The organism is Maribacter polysiphoniae (genome assembly GCF_003148665.1).
Lineage (GTDB): Bacteria > Bacteroidota > Bacteroidia > Flavobacteriales > Flavobacteriaceae > Maribacter_A > Maribacter_A polysiphoniae.
In genome coordinates this window covers 163,563-180,871 of the sequence record NZ_QGGQ01000008.1, presented here as the reverse complement: position 1 = coordinate 180,871, position 17,309 = coordinate 163,563, and the positions used below count along the sequence as shown (strand labels likewise).

Annotated in this window: 11 protein-coding genes; 6 read left to right on the top strand and 5 right to left on the bottom strand. The window is 40.3% G+C overall.

Translation table 11 applies throughout. The annotated features are described in order from the left end of the window. Positions 1-363 precede the first annotated feature (363 nt). The 6 genes from LX92_RS16015 to LX92_RS15990 all read left to right on the top strand — a co-directional run bounded on the left by LX92_RS16015 (position 364) and on the right by LX92_RS15990 (position 10,471). The gene (locus LX92_RS16015) at positions 364-3,354 is read left to right on the top strand and encodes a SusC/RagA family TonB-linked outer membrane protein (protein ID WP_109652831.1); all 2,991 of its coding nucleotides are present in this window, start codon (positions 364-366) and stop codon (positions 3,352-3,354) included. A 12-nt stretch (positions 3,355-3,366) separates the two neighbouring features. Next, positions 3,367-4,857, top strand: a complete 1,491-nt coding sequence (locus tag LX92_RS16010; protein ID WP_109652829.1) for a RagB/SusD family nutrient uptake outer membrane protein — start codon at positions 3,367-3,369, stop codon at positions 4,855-4,857. Positions 4,858-4,977: 120 nt separating this feature from the next. Next, complete coding sequence (locus tag LX92_RS16005; protein WP_109652827.1) at positions 4,978-6,243, top strand: carbohydrate binding domain-containing protein; 1,266 nt, start codon at positions 4,978-4,980, stop codon at positions 6,241-6,243. Positions 6,244-6,261: 18 nt separating this feature from the next. Beyond that, positions 6,262-7,632, top strand: coding sequence for an endo-1,4-beta-xylanase (locus LX92_RS16000; RefSeq protein ID WP_109652825.1), 1,371 nt, complete (start codon positions 6,262-6,264; stop codon positions 7,630-7,632). Between the two features lie 76 nt (positions 7,633-7,708). Then, positions 7,709-8,797 (top strand): endo-1,4-beta-xylanase, encoded by a 1,089-nt coding sequence (locus LX92_RS15995; RefSeq protein WP_109652823.1) that lies wholly within the window; start codon positions 7,709-7,711, stop codon positions 8,795-8,797. 3 nt (positions 8,798-8,800) lie between these two features. Beyond that, on the top strand, positions 8,801-10,471 hold the full coding sequence (locus LX92_RS15990) for a glycoside hydrolase family 43 protein (protein ID WP_109652820.1): 1,671 nt from the start codon (positions 8,801-8,803) through the stop codon (positions 10,469-10,471). A gap of 98 nt (positions 10,472-10,569) precedes the next feature. Here the strand turns inward: LX92_RS15990 and LX92_RS15985 are convergent, their stop codons facing one another. The 5 genes from LX92_RS15985 to LX92_RS15965 all read right to left on the bottom strand — a co-directional run bounded on the left by LX92_RS15985 (position 10,570) and on the right by LX92_RS15965 (position 17,222). Continuing rightward, positions 10,570-11,589 carry a glycoside hydrolase family 43 protein gene (locus LX92_RS15985; protein WP_109652818.1) on the bottom strand — a complete coding sequence of 340 codons (1,020 nt, stop codon included), beginning with the start codon at positions 11,587-11,589 and terminating at the stop codon, positions 10,570-10,572. 15 nt (positions 11,590-11,604) lie between these two features. Further along, the gene (locus LX92_RS15980; protein WP_109652816.1) at positions 11,605-13,032 is read right to left on the bottom strand and encodes an MFS transporter; all 1,428 of its coding nucleotides are present in this window, start codon (positions 13,030-13,032) and stop codon (positions 11,605-11,607) included. Between the two features lie 27 nt (positions 13,033-13,059). Further along, entirely contained in the window at positions 13,060-14,205 is a 1,146-nt protein-coding gene (locus LX92_RS15975) for an endo-1,4-beta-xylanase (protein ID WP_223308390.1), read from the bottom strand. A 639-nt stretch (positions 14,206-14,844) separates the two neighbouring features. Then, complete coding sequence (gene fsa, locus LX92_RS15970; protein ID WP_109652814.1) at positions 14,845-15,501, bottom strand: fructose-6-phosphate aldolase; 657 nt, start codon at positions 15,499-15,501, stop codon at positions 14,845-14,847. Positions 15,502-16,193: 692 nt separating this feature from the next. Then, positions 16,194-17,222 carry a substrate-binding domain-containing protein gene (locus LX92_RS15965; protein WP_170117874.1) on the bottom strand — a complete coding sequence of 343 codons (1,029 nt, stop codon included), beginning with the start codon at positions 17,220-17,222 and terminating at the stop codon, positions 16,194-16,196. Positions 17,223-17,309: the final 87 nt, after the last annotated feature.

Sequence of the window (17,309 nt, the reverse complement as noted above, 5' to 3'; positions counted from 1 at the left end):
TTATCACTTCATTTTTGTTTTAATGTTAATGATTCATAGTCATTTACAACAAATGTTGCGTCAATTAACACAAATGTTGTGTAAAGGGTAAAGTACGGCCCATTTGCAACATTAGTTTCACCTACTGCTCAATACTTGGCATTCAAAGTTATAATACAAATATATTTTTGATAGTGGTGCATAGTCGTATTAGGGATGAAGAAAAAATATTCAAAATTAAAAATCTTGGGAGAAGTCTTGCTTATAGGTTTGATCTTGATTTTTATCGGATTTCTTTTTACGTATGTGATTTGAAGGAACTGGAATTCCCTCAAAGAAACCAACCTTTTAAATAAACTAAAATTAACTTAAACAAACTCAAGGATGACCAAATTGAAAATTGCAATTATCGCAGTTGTGATGATTTTTTCACAAAGCATGCTGTCGCAACAGACTGTTCGAGGGACTGTGACAGATGATTCAGGTATGCCCCTACCCGTAGCCTCGGTTGTGGTACAAGGGACAGCGAACGGTGTTTCAACGGATTTTGACGGAAATTATTCCATCGATAACCTTAACGCCACGGACGTACTGGTATTTAGTTACGTTGGTACACGCACACAAACGATTCAGGTAGGTAATCAGACCACCATCAATGTTGTGTTGGAAACTTCTTCGGAACAATTGGAGGAAGTCGTAATCGTTGGTTACGGTAAACAGAGTAGGGTGGCAGTGACAGGGGCCATCTCAACAGTAGGGTCTGAAGAGATCAGTGCTTTGCCAGTGACCAATGCGGAATCTGCCTTACAAGGAAGATCGGCAGGACTCACCATTGCCAATAGTGGGGTTCCCGGTTCTACGCCCTCGGTGTTGATCCGTGGATTAGGTTCCTTAAACAACAACAGTCCATTATTTGTTGTAGATGGGGTTATTGTCGGTAACCTTTCAGGTATTAGTCCAAATGATATAGAAAATGTATCGGTCTTAAAGGATGCATCTACCACAGCGGTTTATGGTGCACAAGGATCTAACGGGGTAATCCTGGTGACCACGAAAAAAGGAAAAGGGGGTAAGGGCCAACTTAACTTTAATACTTATACAGGTTACCAATCCGTAACAAAGCGTTATGATGTTTTAAATACTGTTGAATACTTAAAATATGCTGCTGACTTGGGGGTATTTCCAGATAGGCCTTTGGAGCTTTATCAAAATAATACAGATTGGCAAGATGAGGTTTTTAGGCAAGGTATAATCCAGGATTATAATTTATCATTTTCCAAGGGGGATGAAAATGGCTCACAGTATTTTTCCGCTGAATATTTAAAGCAAGAAGGTACCTTGGTGAAAACTGGTTTTGAAAGGTATTCCTTTAGGGCCAACAGTTCAGCGAAGTTTGGAAAACTAACGGTTGGGGAGTCTATGTCCGTGGCCTTTAGCAAACAGAATCCAGAGTTGAGCTCTGGGGGTAGAACGGTATTGGAACATGCCGTAAAAGCCGCTCCTTATTTGCCGGTTTACAATCCAAATAATTTGGGTGGTTTTCAAGGGCCTTCCTCCTCAGTGGATGGTCAGGATGCAGAAAACCCGGTTAGGGTGCAAACACTTGGTGATGCGGTAAATAAGAATGTCGGTATTATCGGGAATATTTATGCTGAACTCGAGATTCTGGACGGACTTAATTTCAAATCCCAGGTAGGGTTGGATTACTATACATATGACAATAAACGTTTTGTACCTTCCTTTAGTGATGATAGTGTAACGGGCAGTATAACCCATGCACAGGATTATGCGTCCATTTCAAGAAGTAAAGGTTACGGACAAACCATTATTTTCAATAACAGCCTTAGATATAATAGAACCATAGCCGACCATCATAATATTGAATTGTTGGCATTGGTTGAAAAATATGAAGGTAAATCCAGTAATGTGGGCATGGGAAGTAGAAATGCCGTTACCGATGAAGTTGACCAATTGTCTAATGAGGATTCTAGCTTGGGTAGTAGTTCCTATGAAACCAATAAATTGGGGTATTTAGGACGTGTAAACTACAATTATGACAACAAGTATATTGCTTCGGCTTCAATTAGACGCGATGCTTCTTCCCGCTTTGGAGCCAACAGTCGTTGGGCGAATTTCTATTCAGGTTCTTTAGGATGGAATATCGCTAAAGAGAACTTTATGAAAAACACGGCTTTCAGTACCTTAAAACTTAGATCTAGTTATGGTACAACGGGTAGTGATGGTATCGGTGACTATTTATACGCGCCCACATTGACCGGTGGCTTTGAATACCCAATAAATGGTGAGGTCGCATTTGGGGTTACCGCCAATGGTGGAGCCAATGAGGATTTACAGTGGGAGTCCAAGGAAATCATGAATGTTGGTTTGGACGTTGGTTTATTCCAAGAGAAGGTTACCGCTTCATTGGAATATTATAAAAACACCAGTAAGGATTTATTGATTTACATTCCACCACCAGCATCAAACGGTATTAACTCAGGTAGCTTACCAGTAAACTTGGGGTCTAGTGAAACCAAAGGATTTGAATTGAGCCTAGGGTATAGGGACAGTGAAGGTGACTTTACTTGGTCGGCCAACTTGAATTTGGGTACCACAGAGAATAAAGTTTTGAATTTAGCTGGAGTTGATGGAGTTGTAGGTTCAACTTTTAAAGGTGGTGGTAACATTACACGTACAGTGGTTGGGGAGTCTTTCTTTCACTTCTATGGTTTGGTTAGCGATGGTATCTACCAAAATCAAGCGGAGGTAGATGCTGTATTCACGGCGAACCCTAGTCAAACTACAGTTCAACCTGGAGATATTCGATTTAAGGATTTAAACAATGATGGGGATATTACTTCTGAAGATAGGGATATCATAGGCAACCCTTTCCCAGACCTTACCTATGGTTTTAATTTCGATGCCAATTATAAGAATTTCGATTTTAATCTATTCGTAACGGGGGTATCCGGCAATGAAATATTCAATACCAACACCTATGATTTGGTAGGGGGTGCCAATAGATTGTTCAATATCAGCCAAGACTACAATAATAATCGTTGGTCTTTATCAAACCCATCGGGTACGGAACCTAGGGCATTGGGAGCACCACAAAACAACGGAGTGTCCGATCGTTTTGTTGAGGATGGGTCTTACGCCAGGTTAAAGAATGTGACTTTAGGCTATACCCTTTCAAGCAATTTCTTGGAAGAGTATATATCCAAGTTCAGAATTTATATCAGTGGACAAAATCTAGTTACCATAACTGATTATTCAGGTTTGGATCCGGAATTGGGCGGTAATGAATTTGGTATTGATCGAGGTTTATACCCACAACCAAAATCATTTTTGTTAGGACTTCAAGTAACATTTTAAATAAAAATAATCATGTCAAAATATAAACTACTAGTAATATTGTTAATGGGAGTGTTTTTGGTGGATTCCTGTTCAGAGAACGATCTGGAATTGTCAAACCCCAATCAATTGTCACCAGACACCTTTTTCTCGAATGAATCCCAGGTTCAATCGGCAATAAATGCAGCATATGCAAACCTTCAGCCCTTTGGTCTGTATGGACGATTGATGTTTTATATGATGGATAACATGTCACATGAAAATGCGGGAAATTCCCAGCAGGAAGGTGATAAGGTTACGTTCGCGGATTTTTCATTCGATTCAAGTAATAATCAAATATTCGATTATTGGGATAGTTGCTATAGAGGAATCAATAAGGCCAATTTTATAATCGGTAATGCCGATAAGATCAATGAAATTTCAGACAGTGAATTGAGTCCAGCCAGGAAGCGGAAGTTTATTGGTGAAGCACGGTTCTTGAGAGCATATTATTATTGGTTGTTGGTCAATAGGTTTGGTGGTGTCCCTATACGTTCGGGAACTGCCGAAGATGTTCCTGAAGGTTCACCAAGGAGTACCAAGGCTGAGGTAATCAATCTGATTGTTGAGGACTTGACTTTTGCATCGGCCAATTTATTGCGTAAGTCTGAGGAAGATAAAGGTAGGGCCACTAAAGGGGCTGCACAGGCATTCCTAGGAAAAGTGTTGTTGTATGAAAAGGAATATGGAGCGGCTTTGGATGCTTTTCAGGCAATGTCCGGTTATGATTTGGAAACTGATTATTACGATAACTTTAAGGAAGAGACTGAACATGGAATAGAATCCGTGTTTGAAGTTGAATATGATATTGCTTTGGGTACAGGTGCTAAATGGGATTCCCCTGTTAGTGGTTCAGGACCAAACCATGCCACATTTAGAGGTCAGGATTATGGTGTTCTTAACTGGTTCAACGTATATCCTTCAGATGATTTGGTTGCCGAGTTTGAACCTGGCGACAATAGGTTCCAAGGAAGTTTTTATGTCCCAGGAGATACCTATAATAATGGGCAGAATACCTTTGTTGCAGATGATTTTGCAGAAAATGGGGGTAATGTCCGTAGCGTTGCTTGGAAAAAATATCAAAATTATTACAAGCAGACCGATGAGGCATCGGAGTCAGGCATCAATGTAAAAATCATTCGCTATTCCGATGTTCTTTTGATGATGGCCGAGTGTGAGAATGAAGTGGGAACACAGGCGGATGCGATAGGGTTAATAAACAGGGTAAGGACAAGGGCCGGTTTGGCCAATCTACCACTTAACTTGTCAAAGGCACAGGTTTTCGATGCTATTGTACACGAACGCAAGGTAGAACTGAATGGCGAGCAGGTTCGTTTTGATGATATGATCCGCTGGGGCATAGTTGCTTCAGAATTGGCGGACACTAATTTTCAGGCAGGTAAGCACGAATTGTGGCCTATCCCTGACAGGGAAATTAGTTCTAACGCCAATTTGACCAGTGCTGACCAAAACCCTGGTTATTAATTTAAGAAAATTAGTTTTAGAGTTAGTTTAATTTGGGGAACAGTGCATAGGGATATGCACTGTCTCTTCCCAAATTTTCCCAAACTCAAAACGTAAATTATTAATTCAACTATCACAATTATGAAATCAAATAAATTATACTACTTATTTTTTCTGGGACTATTGATATGGTCTTGCGATGATAATGACGATTCTGATATTGTAACTCTTTCCGAGCAACCTTCTTTTACGATAACCGAATCAGCTGAGAACTCCAGCATTTATTACTTGGAGAATACCACTGCTGATAAAGGGGAATTCTATAGTTATTGGGAGTTTTCGGATGAAACTGCTAAATACGCTGATAATGGGGTTTTGGAACATCAATTCGGTACTGCTGGGGATAAGACCGTTACGTTGACAATGGTCGGTACCAGTTCTTATTTACAAACCACCCAAAGTTTGACAGTCGTTCTGCCACCACCAACAGATGTACGATTTTTGACCAATCCGGAAAACCTTATACAGAACGCCTATTTTGTTGATGGCGATGATAATGAATTCACCAATTGGAACAAAAACAATGGAAGCGATAGGATTACCTCAGAAACTGTAGAGGTTTTGGTGGGCTATAGGGCCGCTAAAGTGATGAATCCAGCAGATGGAAATCCTTGGGATACCCAATTCGTTACTGATGGTATCGCGACTGAGAATGGTGCGGATTATACCGTTTCCCTTTGGGCGAAAGGAGACCCATCGGTGATACGATTTTCAACGAATCCAGGTGTTGGGGGTGATCAATATGCCGGTGATTATACAATAACCGAAGATTGGGGTCAATATTCCTTTACATTCACAGCCAATTCCGAAACAACCTTAATCGCTTTGGATATGGGAGCTACCTCAGGTAATTTTATTATTGATGCCGTAGAAATGGTGAAAGGTACGAGTGCCTTGGACTTACCTTCCAACGATAGTGAGTTGTTGAACGGTGGCCTTGAGGAAGGTGATGGTGACGATTTTACCAACTGGAACAAATACAACGGTGGAGATAGGGTAATTGCAGAGGTAACGGAGGTACTCAGTGGGTCTAGGGCGATGAGAGTCAATAACCCTGCAGACGGAAACCCTTGGGACACACAATTTGTTAGTGATGCATTCCCTACCGAGGATGGTCAGGAATATACCGTTTCACTTTGGGCAAAAGGTGATCCTGTTGTTATGCGTTATTCTACGAACCCAGGGGTTGGCGGGGAACAATACGCAGGCGATTATACGGTAACCGAAGATTGGCAACAATATTCATGGAGTTTTACCGCGAATTCGGCCACTACCTTAATAGCAATGGATATGGGGGCTACCGGTGGTAGTTTCGTTATCGATAACATTAAGGTTGTAAAAAACTAAAAGAAAAAACAGGGAAATATGAAACATATTATTATGAAAGTAAATCACTTATTTCTGTTACTATCAGTCGTATTAACGGTATTTTCCTGTTCCTCCGACGGATATGAACCAGAGCCAGAGCCTATAATCCCCGTTAATAAGGTCCAGGCCTCTTTTGAATATACGATTTCGGAAACCGATGCCCATGTCTTGTTCCTGAATAATACTTCAGTGGGGGAGACCGACTTTACAAGTGTATGGGATTTCGGATTAGGCAACGGAACAGTAAATGATGCTGCAGGATTGGAAGAGGTAACCTATGCCAATCCCGGAGAATATACTATTAAATTGACTGTAACCAATAAGGCTGGAAAGACCGAGGAAAGCAAAAAAATCATCGTTGATGAAAATGGTATTTGCCCCAATGGTATTTGTGGTTCGGTTTCCGGTGAAGGACTTAAAGGGTTGGCGACAACTTTTTCCGTCGGTATGATCACTCGTTCTTCATGGGTTAGTGGTGATAATCAATATACGGATTTGTTGAAACAGGAATTTAACAATCTAACATCGGAATATGAGATGAAAATGAACGTCATGTATCCATCGGAAGGGAACTATGATTTTTCCGCTGCGGATGCTATCGTAAATTTTGCGCAGGCAAATGACATGAATGTTCATGGGCATGCCCTTATTTGGCATAATGCGACCCCGGATTGGGTTACTGATTTTTTAGGATCCGACGCGGAGTTCGAGGCCATGGTGCAAGATTATATTACCACAGTAGTAACCCGTTATAAAGGAAAAGTACGTTCATGGGATGTTGTAAACGAAGCTATAGACGACGGTTCGGGTAATCCACTTAGAAGCTCTGTTTTCAAGGATAAAATGGGTGATGACTACATTAGAAAGTGTTTTCAATGGGCTAGGGATGCTGATCCGGATGTTCTCTTGTTTTACAATGACTATAACATTGCCGCGAGTTCAAGCAAACGCGCAGCCATATTTGATTTGGTTGATGATTTAGGAAACCTCATCGATGGTGTGGGTGCCCAAATGCATATTTCCTATAACGGTCCTTCCGCGGCAGATATCCAAAGTGTTGCGGATGCTACGGTCAGTAGGGGATTGAAACTCCATTTTTCCGAGTTGGATATAAGGGCGAATCCCGATGGGGATCAAACAACATTGACCAACGAGAGGGCAACTGCCCAAAAGGCGAAGTATAAGGAAGTAGTGCAGATCTACAATGCCATTCCCCTGGACAATAAGTTTGCATTGACCGTTTGGGGACTAAGGGACAATGAATCTTGGTTGATCGACTTCTGGGGAAATCCTGATTGGCCTTTGTTGTTCGATGAAAATTATAACAAAAAGCAGGCTTATCAAGGGTATGTGGAAGGTTTACAGTAAGCTTTAAAATGAATATCACATAAACATTGGAAAAGCCTAAATTTAATTATTTAGGCTTTTTTTATCAATTTCAATCATGGAAAACAAGTATTTCAATTACAGGTATATTTTTGCAATTATGGCCATATCTTTTTTTTCAGAGGGTCTTTTAAGCCAGGATATGGATTCCGGTTTGAAGGACTACGCCGATTTTCCCATAGGAACGGCCATCCGAATCGAAACATTGACAAAGGATGCTGAACTACAGGCATTGGAGACAAGGAATTTTAATAGTATCACTTCCGCCAGTGATATGAAAATGAATAGGGTCCTTCCCCAGGAAGGGGCCTATTATTGGGGTAGAATCGATAGTATACTTGATTATGCCCAAAAACATAATCAACGATTGTTTGGGCATAATTTAATTTGGCATAGTTCCACACCCAAATGGGTAGAAGAAAAGGCATTGGCCGATAGTACATGGCTTGGGGGGTTTATGAAAGAATACATTGAAACTTATGTGGGACGGTATAAAGGAAAAGTAAAGGCTTGGGATGTTGTCAATGAAGGATTGGAATCCGCAGGGGGTGCCATGCGCGAAACTATTTGGTACAACTCCATGGGTGAGGATTACATAGCCAAGGCTTTTACCTACGCACATGAGGCAGATCCCGATGCCATTCTTTTTTATAACGATTTCAATATCGAAAGGGATACGGTAAAATTGAAAGCCACCCTCGATGTAATACAAAGTTTGAGGAATAAGGGAGTCCCCATTTCCGGAATAGGTTTTCAAATGCATATACGAATGGATATCCCTGATGAGGTCATAGCAAACGCGCTAAAAAAGGCTTCTGAAACGGGGTTGCAGATTCATCTTTCCGAAGTGGATATTATTTTCAATACCCATGATGATACCAGAAATGGGGGTGTTCAGGTGTACAAGGAATTGACTGGGGAAATGAAATTGGCCCAAGCGGATAAATACAGGAACCTTGTTCGCATGTATCGTACCATTGTTCCAAAAGAACAACAATTCGGGATTACCTTTTGGGATTTTACCGATAGGGATACCTGGATCAATCCTTTTTTCAATCTCAAGGATTGGCCAACGATCTATGACGGGGACCTGCAGCCCAAACCCGCTTATTTTGGATTTTTGGAAGGATTAAAAGAAAAATTATAAGTTATGAAGAAATCACTTGTTTTAATGTTTGTACTTAGCCTTATCATCACAAGTTGTTCCCTTAAGAAAGAACAACCTACTGGGCAATTGTTTGATGTAGGAACATACGAAAACCCTATTCTGGCGGGTTTTTATCCAGACCCCAGTATTTGTAAGGTAGCGGGTTCTTATTATCTGGTAAATTCAACCTTTGCCTATTTTCCTGGAATCCCTATTTTCAAAAGTGATGATTTAGTCAATTGGGAACAGATCGGTAATGTACTCGATAGGCCAGAACAATTGAATTTAAGTGGACTAGAGGTTTCCCAAGGTGTTTTTGCCCCTGCCATACGCTATGCCAATGGGGTGTATTATATTACATGCACCATTGTTGGTGGAAAGAATAATTTTGTGGTTACCGCTACCGATCCATCAGGTCCTTGGTCGGATCCTGTTTGGATTCCTGAAGTGGAAGGAATAGACCCTTCCCTGTTTTTTAATGGGGATGGCCGTTCCTATATTGTATACAATAGTGATGCTCCCGAAAAGACCCCTTTGTACGACGGACATAGAACGATTAAAATGGTGGAATTTGACATCAAGGGATTGAAGGTGATTGGGGAACCCATGATCTTAATAAATGGAGGTACCGATATTAAGAAAAAACCTGTTTGGATAGAAGGTCCGCATATCTATAAGAAAAATGGTTATTATTATTTAATGGCTGCCGAGGGTGGTACTGCCGAGGACCACTCAGAAGTGGTGTTTAGGAGTCAATCGGTAACCGGACCGTATGAAAGCTATGCCCAAAACCCAATATTGACCCAGCGTCATTTACCTGAGGATAGGGAAAATGCAGTGACCTCAACCGGTCATGCCGATATTTTCGAAGATGGGTTTGGGGATTGGTGGGGTGTCTTCTTAGGATGCCGACCTTATTCGGGAAACCACTTTAATACGGGGCGGGAAACGTTCATGGCCCCGGTTGTTTGGAAAGATAACTGGCCTGTTTTTGATCTACAGGGCGAAGTGGTCAAAAAAAGATATGAGATCAAAGTTCCAAAAGAGGTGACCCAAATTAAGAGGGATTCATTGTTTTTTGATGATTTCACAGGGGAAGAATTGAACTTCAAATATAATTTTTTACGAACTCCCATAACTAAATGGTATGCTATGGGTAGCGAAGGGATAACATTGAGGACTCGGCCCGAAACTTGTTCCAATAAGGAGAATCCAAGTTTTATTGGGGTTAGGCAATCCCATTTGAAGGGTGAAGTCGCCACAGCCATGGATTTTGGGACCACGAGAACGAATGAGAAGGCTGGTTTGGTCGTCTTCCAAAATGCGGAACACTTCTATTATTTGTGCAAATCGTATCAAGATGGGGAAAATGTCATTCAATTATTAAAGTCAAATGGAAGTGATCTTGAAACGATGAACACTATAAAAATAGATTATGAAAAAGTATATCTCAAGATTATGGCGGACAATGGGTTTTATCACTTTTATTTTTCAAGCGATACCAAAAATTGGAGCCCTATCGCCGAAAAGGTCGATGCTACGTTTTTAAGCACTAAGACAGCAGGTGGTTTTGTGGGCTGTTATTATGCTATGTATACTACTTCTTTAGGGAAGGAGAGTGCAAATAAGGCCACATACGAATGGTTAAGGGTCGTAGATGAAGATATGAATTAGCGTTTTAAAGGCTTTTTTAGGGATTCTGTTGTAGTGGTACAATTCAAAAAAAAGGAGTATTAAGTTATTTAATACTCCTTTTCCCATTCCAAATTAAACTAATCCAAATATGGCTTTAGGGTACTTATCGTACCGTCTGTATGATGTGTTATTTCTGCAAGCTTAACCGATCTTAAATGGGTTATTCCTTTGGATAAGCTAGAATCGTGGTAGAACAAATACCATTTGCCGGCTACTTCGCAAATAGAGTGGTGGGATGTCCATCCGACAACAGGTTCCAATATTTTGCCGGTATAGGTAAATGGTCCGTATGGGTTGTCCCCTATGGCATAGCAAATAAAATGGGTGTCACCGGTGGAGTAGGAAAAATAGTATTTTCCGTTGTACTTGTGAAGCCATGAGGCTTCAAAAAACCGTCTTTCATTGTCCCCTTCCAACAATAAATCCCCATTTTCGTCTACGATGTGAATACCCTTTGGTTCTTCAGCGAAGCCTAATAGATCGTCGGTCATTTTAGCGACTATTGGTAATAGGGCCGCTTCGGAGTGTTTAGGTAGCTCATTCGCTTCATCATAGACGTTATTTCGATATTTTTGAAGCTGTCCGCCCCAAATTCCACCAAAGTACATGTAATAGCTGCCATCCTCATCCTCAAAAACAGCAGGGTCAATGCTATAACTGCCCTCTATAGGCAAGGGTTCCGCTTTAAAGGGGCCTGTGGGGGAATCGGATATGGCTACCCCGATTTGGAATAGACCTGACTTGTTCCTCGCCGGAAAAAACAAATAGTATTTTCCGTCTTTATGGGCTGCATCCGGAGCCCACATTTGCCTTTCGGCCCAAGGGACGTCTTTTACATGTAAGGCCTCCCCATTGTCTATGGCCTCGCTTTCAACCGTATCCATGGAAATAACATGGTAGTCTTCCATGGCAAAATGGTCGCCGTTGTCATTGAATGGGATACCTGCATCGATGTCATGGGAAGGATAAATGTATATTTTTCCCTCAAAAACATGTGCGGAAGGATCCGCGGTATACATATGTTTTACCAACGGCTTTGAAATGGCTTTTTTATTAAGCGCTTCAAAATCTATATGTTCAATACTCTCTTCTGGCATACTTATATTATTGAATTATTGGTTTCTTCTTTCGCGTAGATCAGCTTCAATCCTTAATTCCATTTTCTTGTTTATTTCATAAAATGTCATTAGACCGATAGCGATTAAAAAAGGAATGGCCGGATAAATACTGACCAACATTTTTATTCCGTTTATGGTATGTTCCTCCTGCCCAATGGTCGTGTTGTTCGGAACATAATCATAGAGACTTAGTATCCAGGCTAAAAGTGAACTTCCGATACTCAACCCCCCTTTGAGACCTACCATCATTGCGGAAAATATGATAGCGGTGGCCCTTCTGTTGTTCTTCCATTCGGAGTAATCGGCAACATCGGCGATCATGGTCCATAAAATAGGGGTACATATACCATAGAAGAATCCATGTAAAATTTGAGTCCCGAATATTAATTCAATGGATTTTGGAGGATAAAAGTAGAAAAGGATAATAAAAAGAGTGGAGATGAACAGCGTGGTCGAAAAAACGGTTCTTTTACCGTATTTATCGGCGAACTTTTTTGATAACATAATACCTATCAAACCGAAGAGAATACCCCCTCCGTTGAAGATGCCCAAACCAAAGGATGTTTCGTTTTCAAAAGTGGGTAAATAGGGTCTTAAAGGATCTAAAAACAATTCTAATTGGGTATTGTCTACATAGTTTTCAAAGTAATAGACATAGGCGCCACCTTTAAGGGCCAGGGTTACAAACACCAAGGTAGTGGTGACCAGCATAATGATCCAAGGCCTGTTTTTGAATAGATCGCCTAAATCTTCCTTTAAGCTCGATTGTTGTTCAATTTTGGGGATTACCCTTTCCTTGGTGGTAAAGAAGGTGATCAGAAGCATAACCGTACCGATTACGGCCAAGAATGTCATGACCTTTTCCATGCCCATGGCTTTGTCACCACCCCCGGCTTTTAAGATCAAATCGTACATAAATACCTGTACAAAGAACTGCGCGAACATAACGGCAACGAATCTATAGGCCGAAATGCTATTTCGTTCTTTCATGTTACCGGTTATCACACCGCTTAATGCGGAGTACGGTAAATTGTTGGAAGCATAGAGTAACAGCAATAGGGAATAGGTGGCAACGGCATAAATCACCTTGCCCTGGTAATCGAAATTCGGTGTGCTAAAGGCGAGTAAGGAGGCAATTCCCAGAGGAATGGCCGTCCATAATATCCACGGTCTAAATTTCCCCCATTTAGAGTTGGTCCTATCGGCCAGGGCACCAACGATCGGGTTAAAGGCAAATGCCGCGATTAGGCCGACAACGAGGGTTACCATGGCTGCGTGCTCTGGTTTTAACCCATAAATATCGGTGTAAAAGTAAGATAGGTAGGTAACTAAGGTTTGAAATACCAGATTGGCCGCAAGGTCACCTAAGGAATACCCTATTTTTTCTTTTATCGATAATTTTTCATTACTTAAATCTTCCATTTAGTAGGTCGTATATGATATAAACAATTAGTTGTTTTTAGCGCTGATAATATCCGTGTACACTTTCTTGGGTTGATAATTTCTATCAAAAAACAACGGATAGTTTGTACGGCCGTTTATGGGCCAATTATTAAGCCATGACTGTCCGTCTTGAACGCCCCAGAAGGTAACCCGGCTTATTTTCTCTTTATGTTTTGTGAAAAGATTGAAAATATCTTGGTATCGTTTACTGAGTTTTAGTTTAACGGAATCCGGTAATCCGTTAGGATAGGGGTTCATTTTGGGATCTCCTTCAAATTCGTCATAATTTTGATTAACGGCAGCCCCGTCCAACTCCCAAGGATTGGGCAAGACCGTGACATCCAATTCAGTGAACGAAATCTTGACCCCAAGCTCTGAAAATGCAATGATGCTATTTTCAATATCTTCGATGGAAGGGCCTTCCAAACTCCAATGTGCCTGTATACCGACTTCATCGATTTTGGCGCCATTATCCTGTAATTTTTTCACCAAACGAACTACCCCGTCCCTTTTTTCGGGTTTCCAAAGATTATAGTCGTTATATATAAGTGTTGCATCCGGATCGGCTTTGGCAGCTTCCTTAAAGGCCAGTTCCAGGAAGCCATCGCCCATTGTATTGGAAAAAACGGATTCCCTCAAGGTTCCGTCCTCATTCAAGGCTTCATTTACAACGTCCCAAGCATCGATTTTTCCTTTGTATCTGCTGGCAATGGTGTTAATATGTTCCTTTAATACAGAAGCCATTTCAAGACTATCCTTAATAGGGTTGACCCAATCCGCCAACTGACTGTGCCAAACCAAATTATGACCTACGATATACATCCCATTCTCTTGGCCGAGGGCTACATATTTGTCTGTAGTGTCAAAGAAATAAGAGTCCTTTTCAGGATGGACATACATCCATTTCATTATATTTTCAGGGGTTATGGAATTAAACTCTTTTTTCAGGAGTTGAATACCAAGCGAATCCGATCTGTCAATATGGCTATCGTTGATTGCGGCCCCTATCAAAAAGCTTCCTTTGAAATGTTCCTTTAAAGAGACCTCTTCTTTGGAGGTGTCTTTCTTTGAATCCTTATTGTTGGTTTGGCAAGCACTTAAGCTTAAAACGAAAACGATTAGAAGTACGCGAATTTTATATGTCATGGTCATAATAGAAAATTATTTTAGTCGGGTCATTTAATTTTGTAAAGCAAAAAAACTAAGCATAACGAACAATTAACCTAGGGTGTCGTTTTGAATTTCTAAAGGTATTTTGACTATAATTTTGGGGGTGTTATTATTGAAGCAAACTGTAATACATTTGTTGCATTTCCCTTTTTAATGGGCTTTTAGGCCAGTATTTTTTATTTACTCGTTCAGAAGACCCATCCGATATGAAATTCCCGATAGTTTTTTTTGATGTTTTCCTGATTATAACTGGATATGAATTTGCAAAAGGCATGGATCTTTTGCCCCATTTTCACGAAATGGTCAAGTAGGATCTTATATCTTTCCAATGGGGATTTAGGCCTGGTTACTTCCTACGCATAGAAGTATGTGTTCGTATTTTACGGATTGTGGTATTACGTTCATTCGAATGTTGTCCTAGGACTTTGAAAAGGAAGGTACATTTAAAGTCCATTCGGTCTGGACATCATTTACGTAGAATCGGGATCTTGTGTATGGCCTAATACGGGAAATCATAGTAGTGTCAAATCCAAAAGAACACGTTCCATTACATTGGTTGCAAAGCGGATGGTTCTTTTGGATTTGATATGTATTTATATGGATGCTTTTTGGCTAGTGTATCTACAAATCAAACGATTTTGCATCCTCAAGAAACTTGGCCAAACCAGAATCGGTCAAGGGGTGTTTAAGCAAACCTTCAATTGACGAAAGGGGCCCCGTCATTACATCGGAACCAATTTTCGCGCAGTTGATCACATGCATGGTGTGTCTGATGGAGGCAGCCAATATTTGGGTATCGAAATCATAGTTGTCATATATCTGTCTTATTTCAGCAATAAGATTAAGACCATCGGTAGAAATATCGTCCAATCTTCCCAAAAATGGGGATACATAGGTGGCACCTGCCTTTGCGGCAAGTAGAGCCTGTCCTGCAGAAAACACCAAGGTAACATTGGTTCTAATGCCTTTGTCCGAGAAATATTTACAGGCTTTCACACCATCGGCAATCATGGGTAATTTGACCACAATTTGAGGGTTTAGGGCAGCCAACTCTTCCCCTTCTTTAATCATTCCATCGAAATCGGTTGAAATTACCTCTGCCGATACATCGCCATCGACACAATCGCAGATAGCCTCATAGTGCTTTAGTATGTTGGCCTTCCCGGTAATGCCTTCTTTGGCCATTAATGAAGGGTTTGTTGTTACTCCGTCCAAAACTCCCAATGCTTGGGCTTCCTTTATTTGGTCTAGGTTCGCGGTATCTATAAAAAATTTCATAAACTTGATTTTAATGTGGTTAAATGGAATATATTATTTGATTTATACGTTGTGATGGTTGGAATTTGGAAAATATTTTATTTGTAGGGGCAGCATGTTGTAGCTGATTCGGTTCTGTAGTAACTGTTGTTCCAATTTGTAGGCTGCTCCCATGATAGTTCTAGTATTAACCGAATGCAATTCGGTAATTTTTGAAATTCATTCCTTCAAAATTATTCTTATAATAATGAACTCTTCCATTTTTAACATACCCATTGGTAATGTCGTTGTCTTTAGAATCTAGGTCTCGGGTTAATTAACTTATGTAAAATACTGTAAATCAATAAGTAGTGGTAAATAGTTTGGTGTATGGGTATTTTCGAAAGGGTTTTCGTAAATTTTTGGATTACGGAAGTTAAAATTATAAAATCATCAATTTATGACCTTTAAAATTCAATATTAATGGATTTTAATTTAAAAATAATAAGAAATTGACTTATTTGAAGCTGATTATGAAGGAACAGCGATTTGGTATTTATTGCTTACTAAAAGGTGTTGTATTCTGTGGGGGTAAAGAGGGTGTTAAAAGCACGCATCCAAGCTTTTCGGGTCATGGTTGATGTATGGGGAAATGTTGAATCACATCAAAAAAATATTATAAACTGATTCCAGCGGATTGTGGGTTAGGGGCAGGCCATTAAGGAGGGTTATTGTTAGAGGTAGCTCTTTATATTTTCCGAGTTGATGATTTCTATGGGTAATAATTGTTTTTTGGGAAACTCTTTATTGAACAACAGTTTTTCTACAAGGTTTTTGAGTGAAAGGGATGCTTGTAGCTTAGGTGCCTGATGTATTAGAAATTGAATTTCACCATTTTGTAAACACGCAACATTTTCGGGTAAGAGATCATAGCCTACAACAGTTGCTTTTTTATTCAGTTGTTTTAAGGCAAGTGCGACTTCATATGTTTTAGAGGTAGTCACGAAAAAAATGTCCACTTTTTCCTCCGCTATGAAATCTCGTAGTGCCTCGGTAACATTACTCGTGTTTATCTTTTTGGTAAGTACATCATGATCGGCATAATGGTCCTTGAAATAAGTCCTAAAGCCTTTTTCTTTTTGGCGCATGTGAATTGCATTATTTACGGCTTCATTGATGTGTATTATTCCGATTCTTGAAGAAGGTTGGATAACATCGGAAACGAGTTTGGCGGCAACCCTACCGCTCAAGAAAAGATCATGGCCTACATGGTGGTCCACATGATTTCTGGGAAGGCTATTGAAAGTTCCCGTCAGTATATCCTTTTTGTTGAGTTTTTCCAGTAGAAGAACACTCTCTTTTTCGAATAAAGGCACAAATAATAGGGCATCCGATCCTTTCTCGACCAAATCGTTGCCGATTTGGGAGAATGATTCTGGTTTAGAGGGGTCAAAAAGAAGTACTGAAATTTCAATATCAAAAGCCTCATACTCTTCAATAACGGCATTAATTCCCTGTTCGCAAGGAACCCAATAAGGATCCTTGTTGGGGTCAGGTATGAGGATGTTTATTTTATAAACAACATTGTTTCTAAGGGTTCGCGCTAGGGGATTAGGCTTGTAGTCCAATTCTTTTAGAGCATCATTCACCTGCTGCAAGGCAGTTTCGGAAACTTTTCCCCTTTTATGAATGACCCGATCAACTGTTCCTATAGAAACATTTGCCACCCGGGCAATATCCTTGATGGTTATCTTTTTCTTCATCGTATTACAAATATATCCAAAAAAGAAACCAAAAGATGTGTACGTTAACATTGATTGGGTATGTTCGTACACGCTTTTTTGTGTATT

What these genes read in the sequence shown, in the direction of transcription:
- LX92_RS16015 (WP_109652831.1), top strand. Translation starts at nt 364, where the DNA reads ATGACCAAATTGAAAATTGCAATTATCGCAGTTGTGATGATTTTTTCA.
- LX92_RS16010 (WP_109652829.1), top strand. Translation starts at nt 3,367, where the DNA reads ATGTCAAAATATAAACTACTAGTAATATTGTTAATGGGAGTGTTTTTG.
- LX92_RS16005 (WP_109652827.1), top strand. Translation starts at nt 4,978, where the DNA reads ATGAAATCAAATAAATTATACTACTTATTTTTTCTGGGACTATTGATA.
- LX92_RS16000 (WP_109652825.1), top strand. Translation starts at nt 6,262, where the DNA reads ATGAAACATATTATTATGAAAGTAAATCACTTATTTCTGTTACTATCA.
- LX92_RS15995 (WP_109652823.1), top strand. Translation starts at nt 7,709, where the DNA reads ATGGAAAACAAGTATTTCAATTACAGGTATATTTTTGCAATTATGGCC.
- LX92_RS15990 (WP_109652820.1), top strand. Translation starts at nt 8,801, where the DNA reads ATGAAGAAATCACTTGTTTTAATGTTTGTACTTAGCCTTATCATCACA.
- LX92_RS15985 (WP_109652818.1), bottom strand. Translation starts at nt 11,589, where the DNA reads ATGCCAGAAGAGAGTATTGAACATATAGATTTTGAAGCGCTTAATAAA.
- LX92_RS15980 (WP_109652816.1), bottom strand. Translation starts at nt 13,032, where the DNA reads ATGGAAGATTTAAGTAATGAAAAATTATCGATAAAAGAAAAAATAGGG.
- LX92_RS15975 (WP_223308390.1), bottom strand. Translation starts at nt 14,205, where the DNA reads ATGACCATGACATATAAAATTCGCGTACTTCTAATCGTTTTCGTTTTA.
- fsa (WP_109652814.1), bottom strand. Translation starts at nt 15,501, where the DNA reads ATGAAATTTTTTATAGATACCGCGAACCTAGACCAAATAAAGGAAGCC.
- LX92_RS15965 (WP_170117874.1), bottom strand. Translation starts at nt 17,222, where the DNA reads ATGAAGAAAAAGATAACCATCAAGGATATTGCCCGGGTGGCAAATGTT.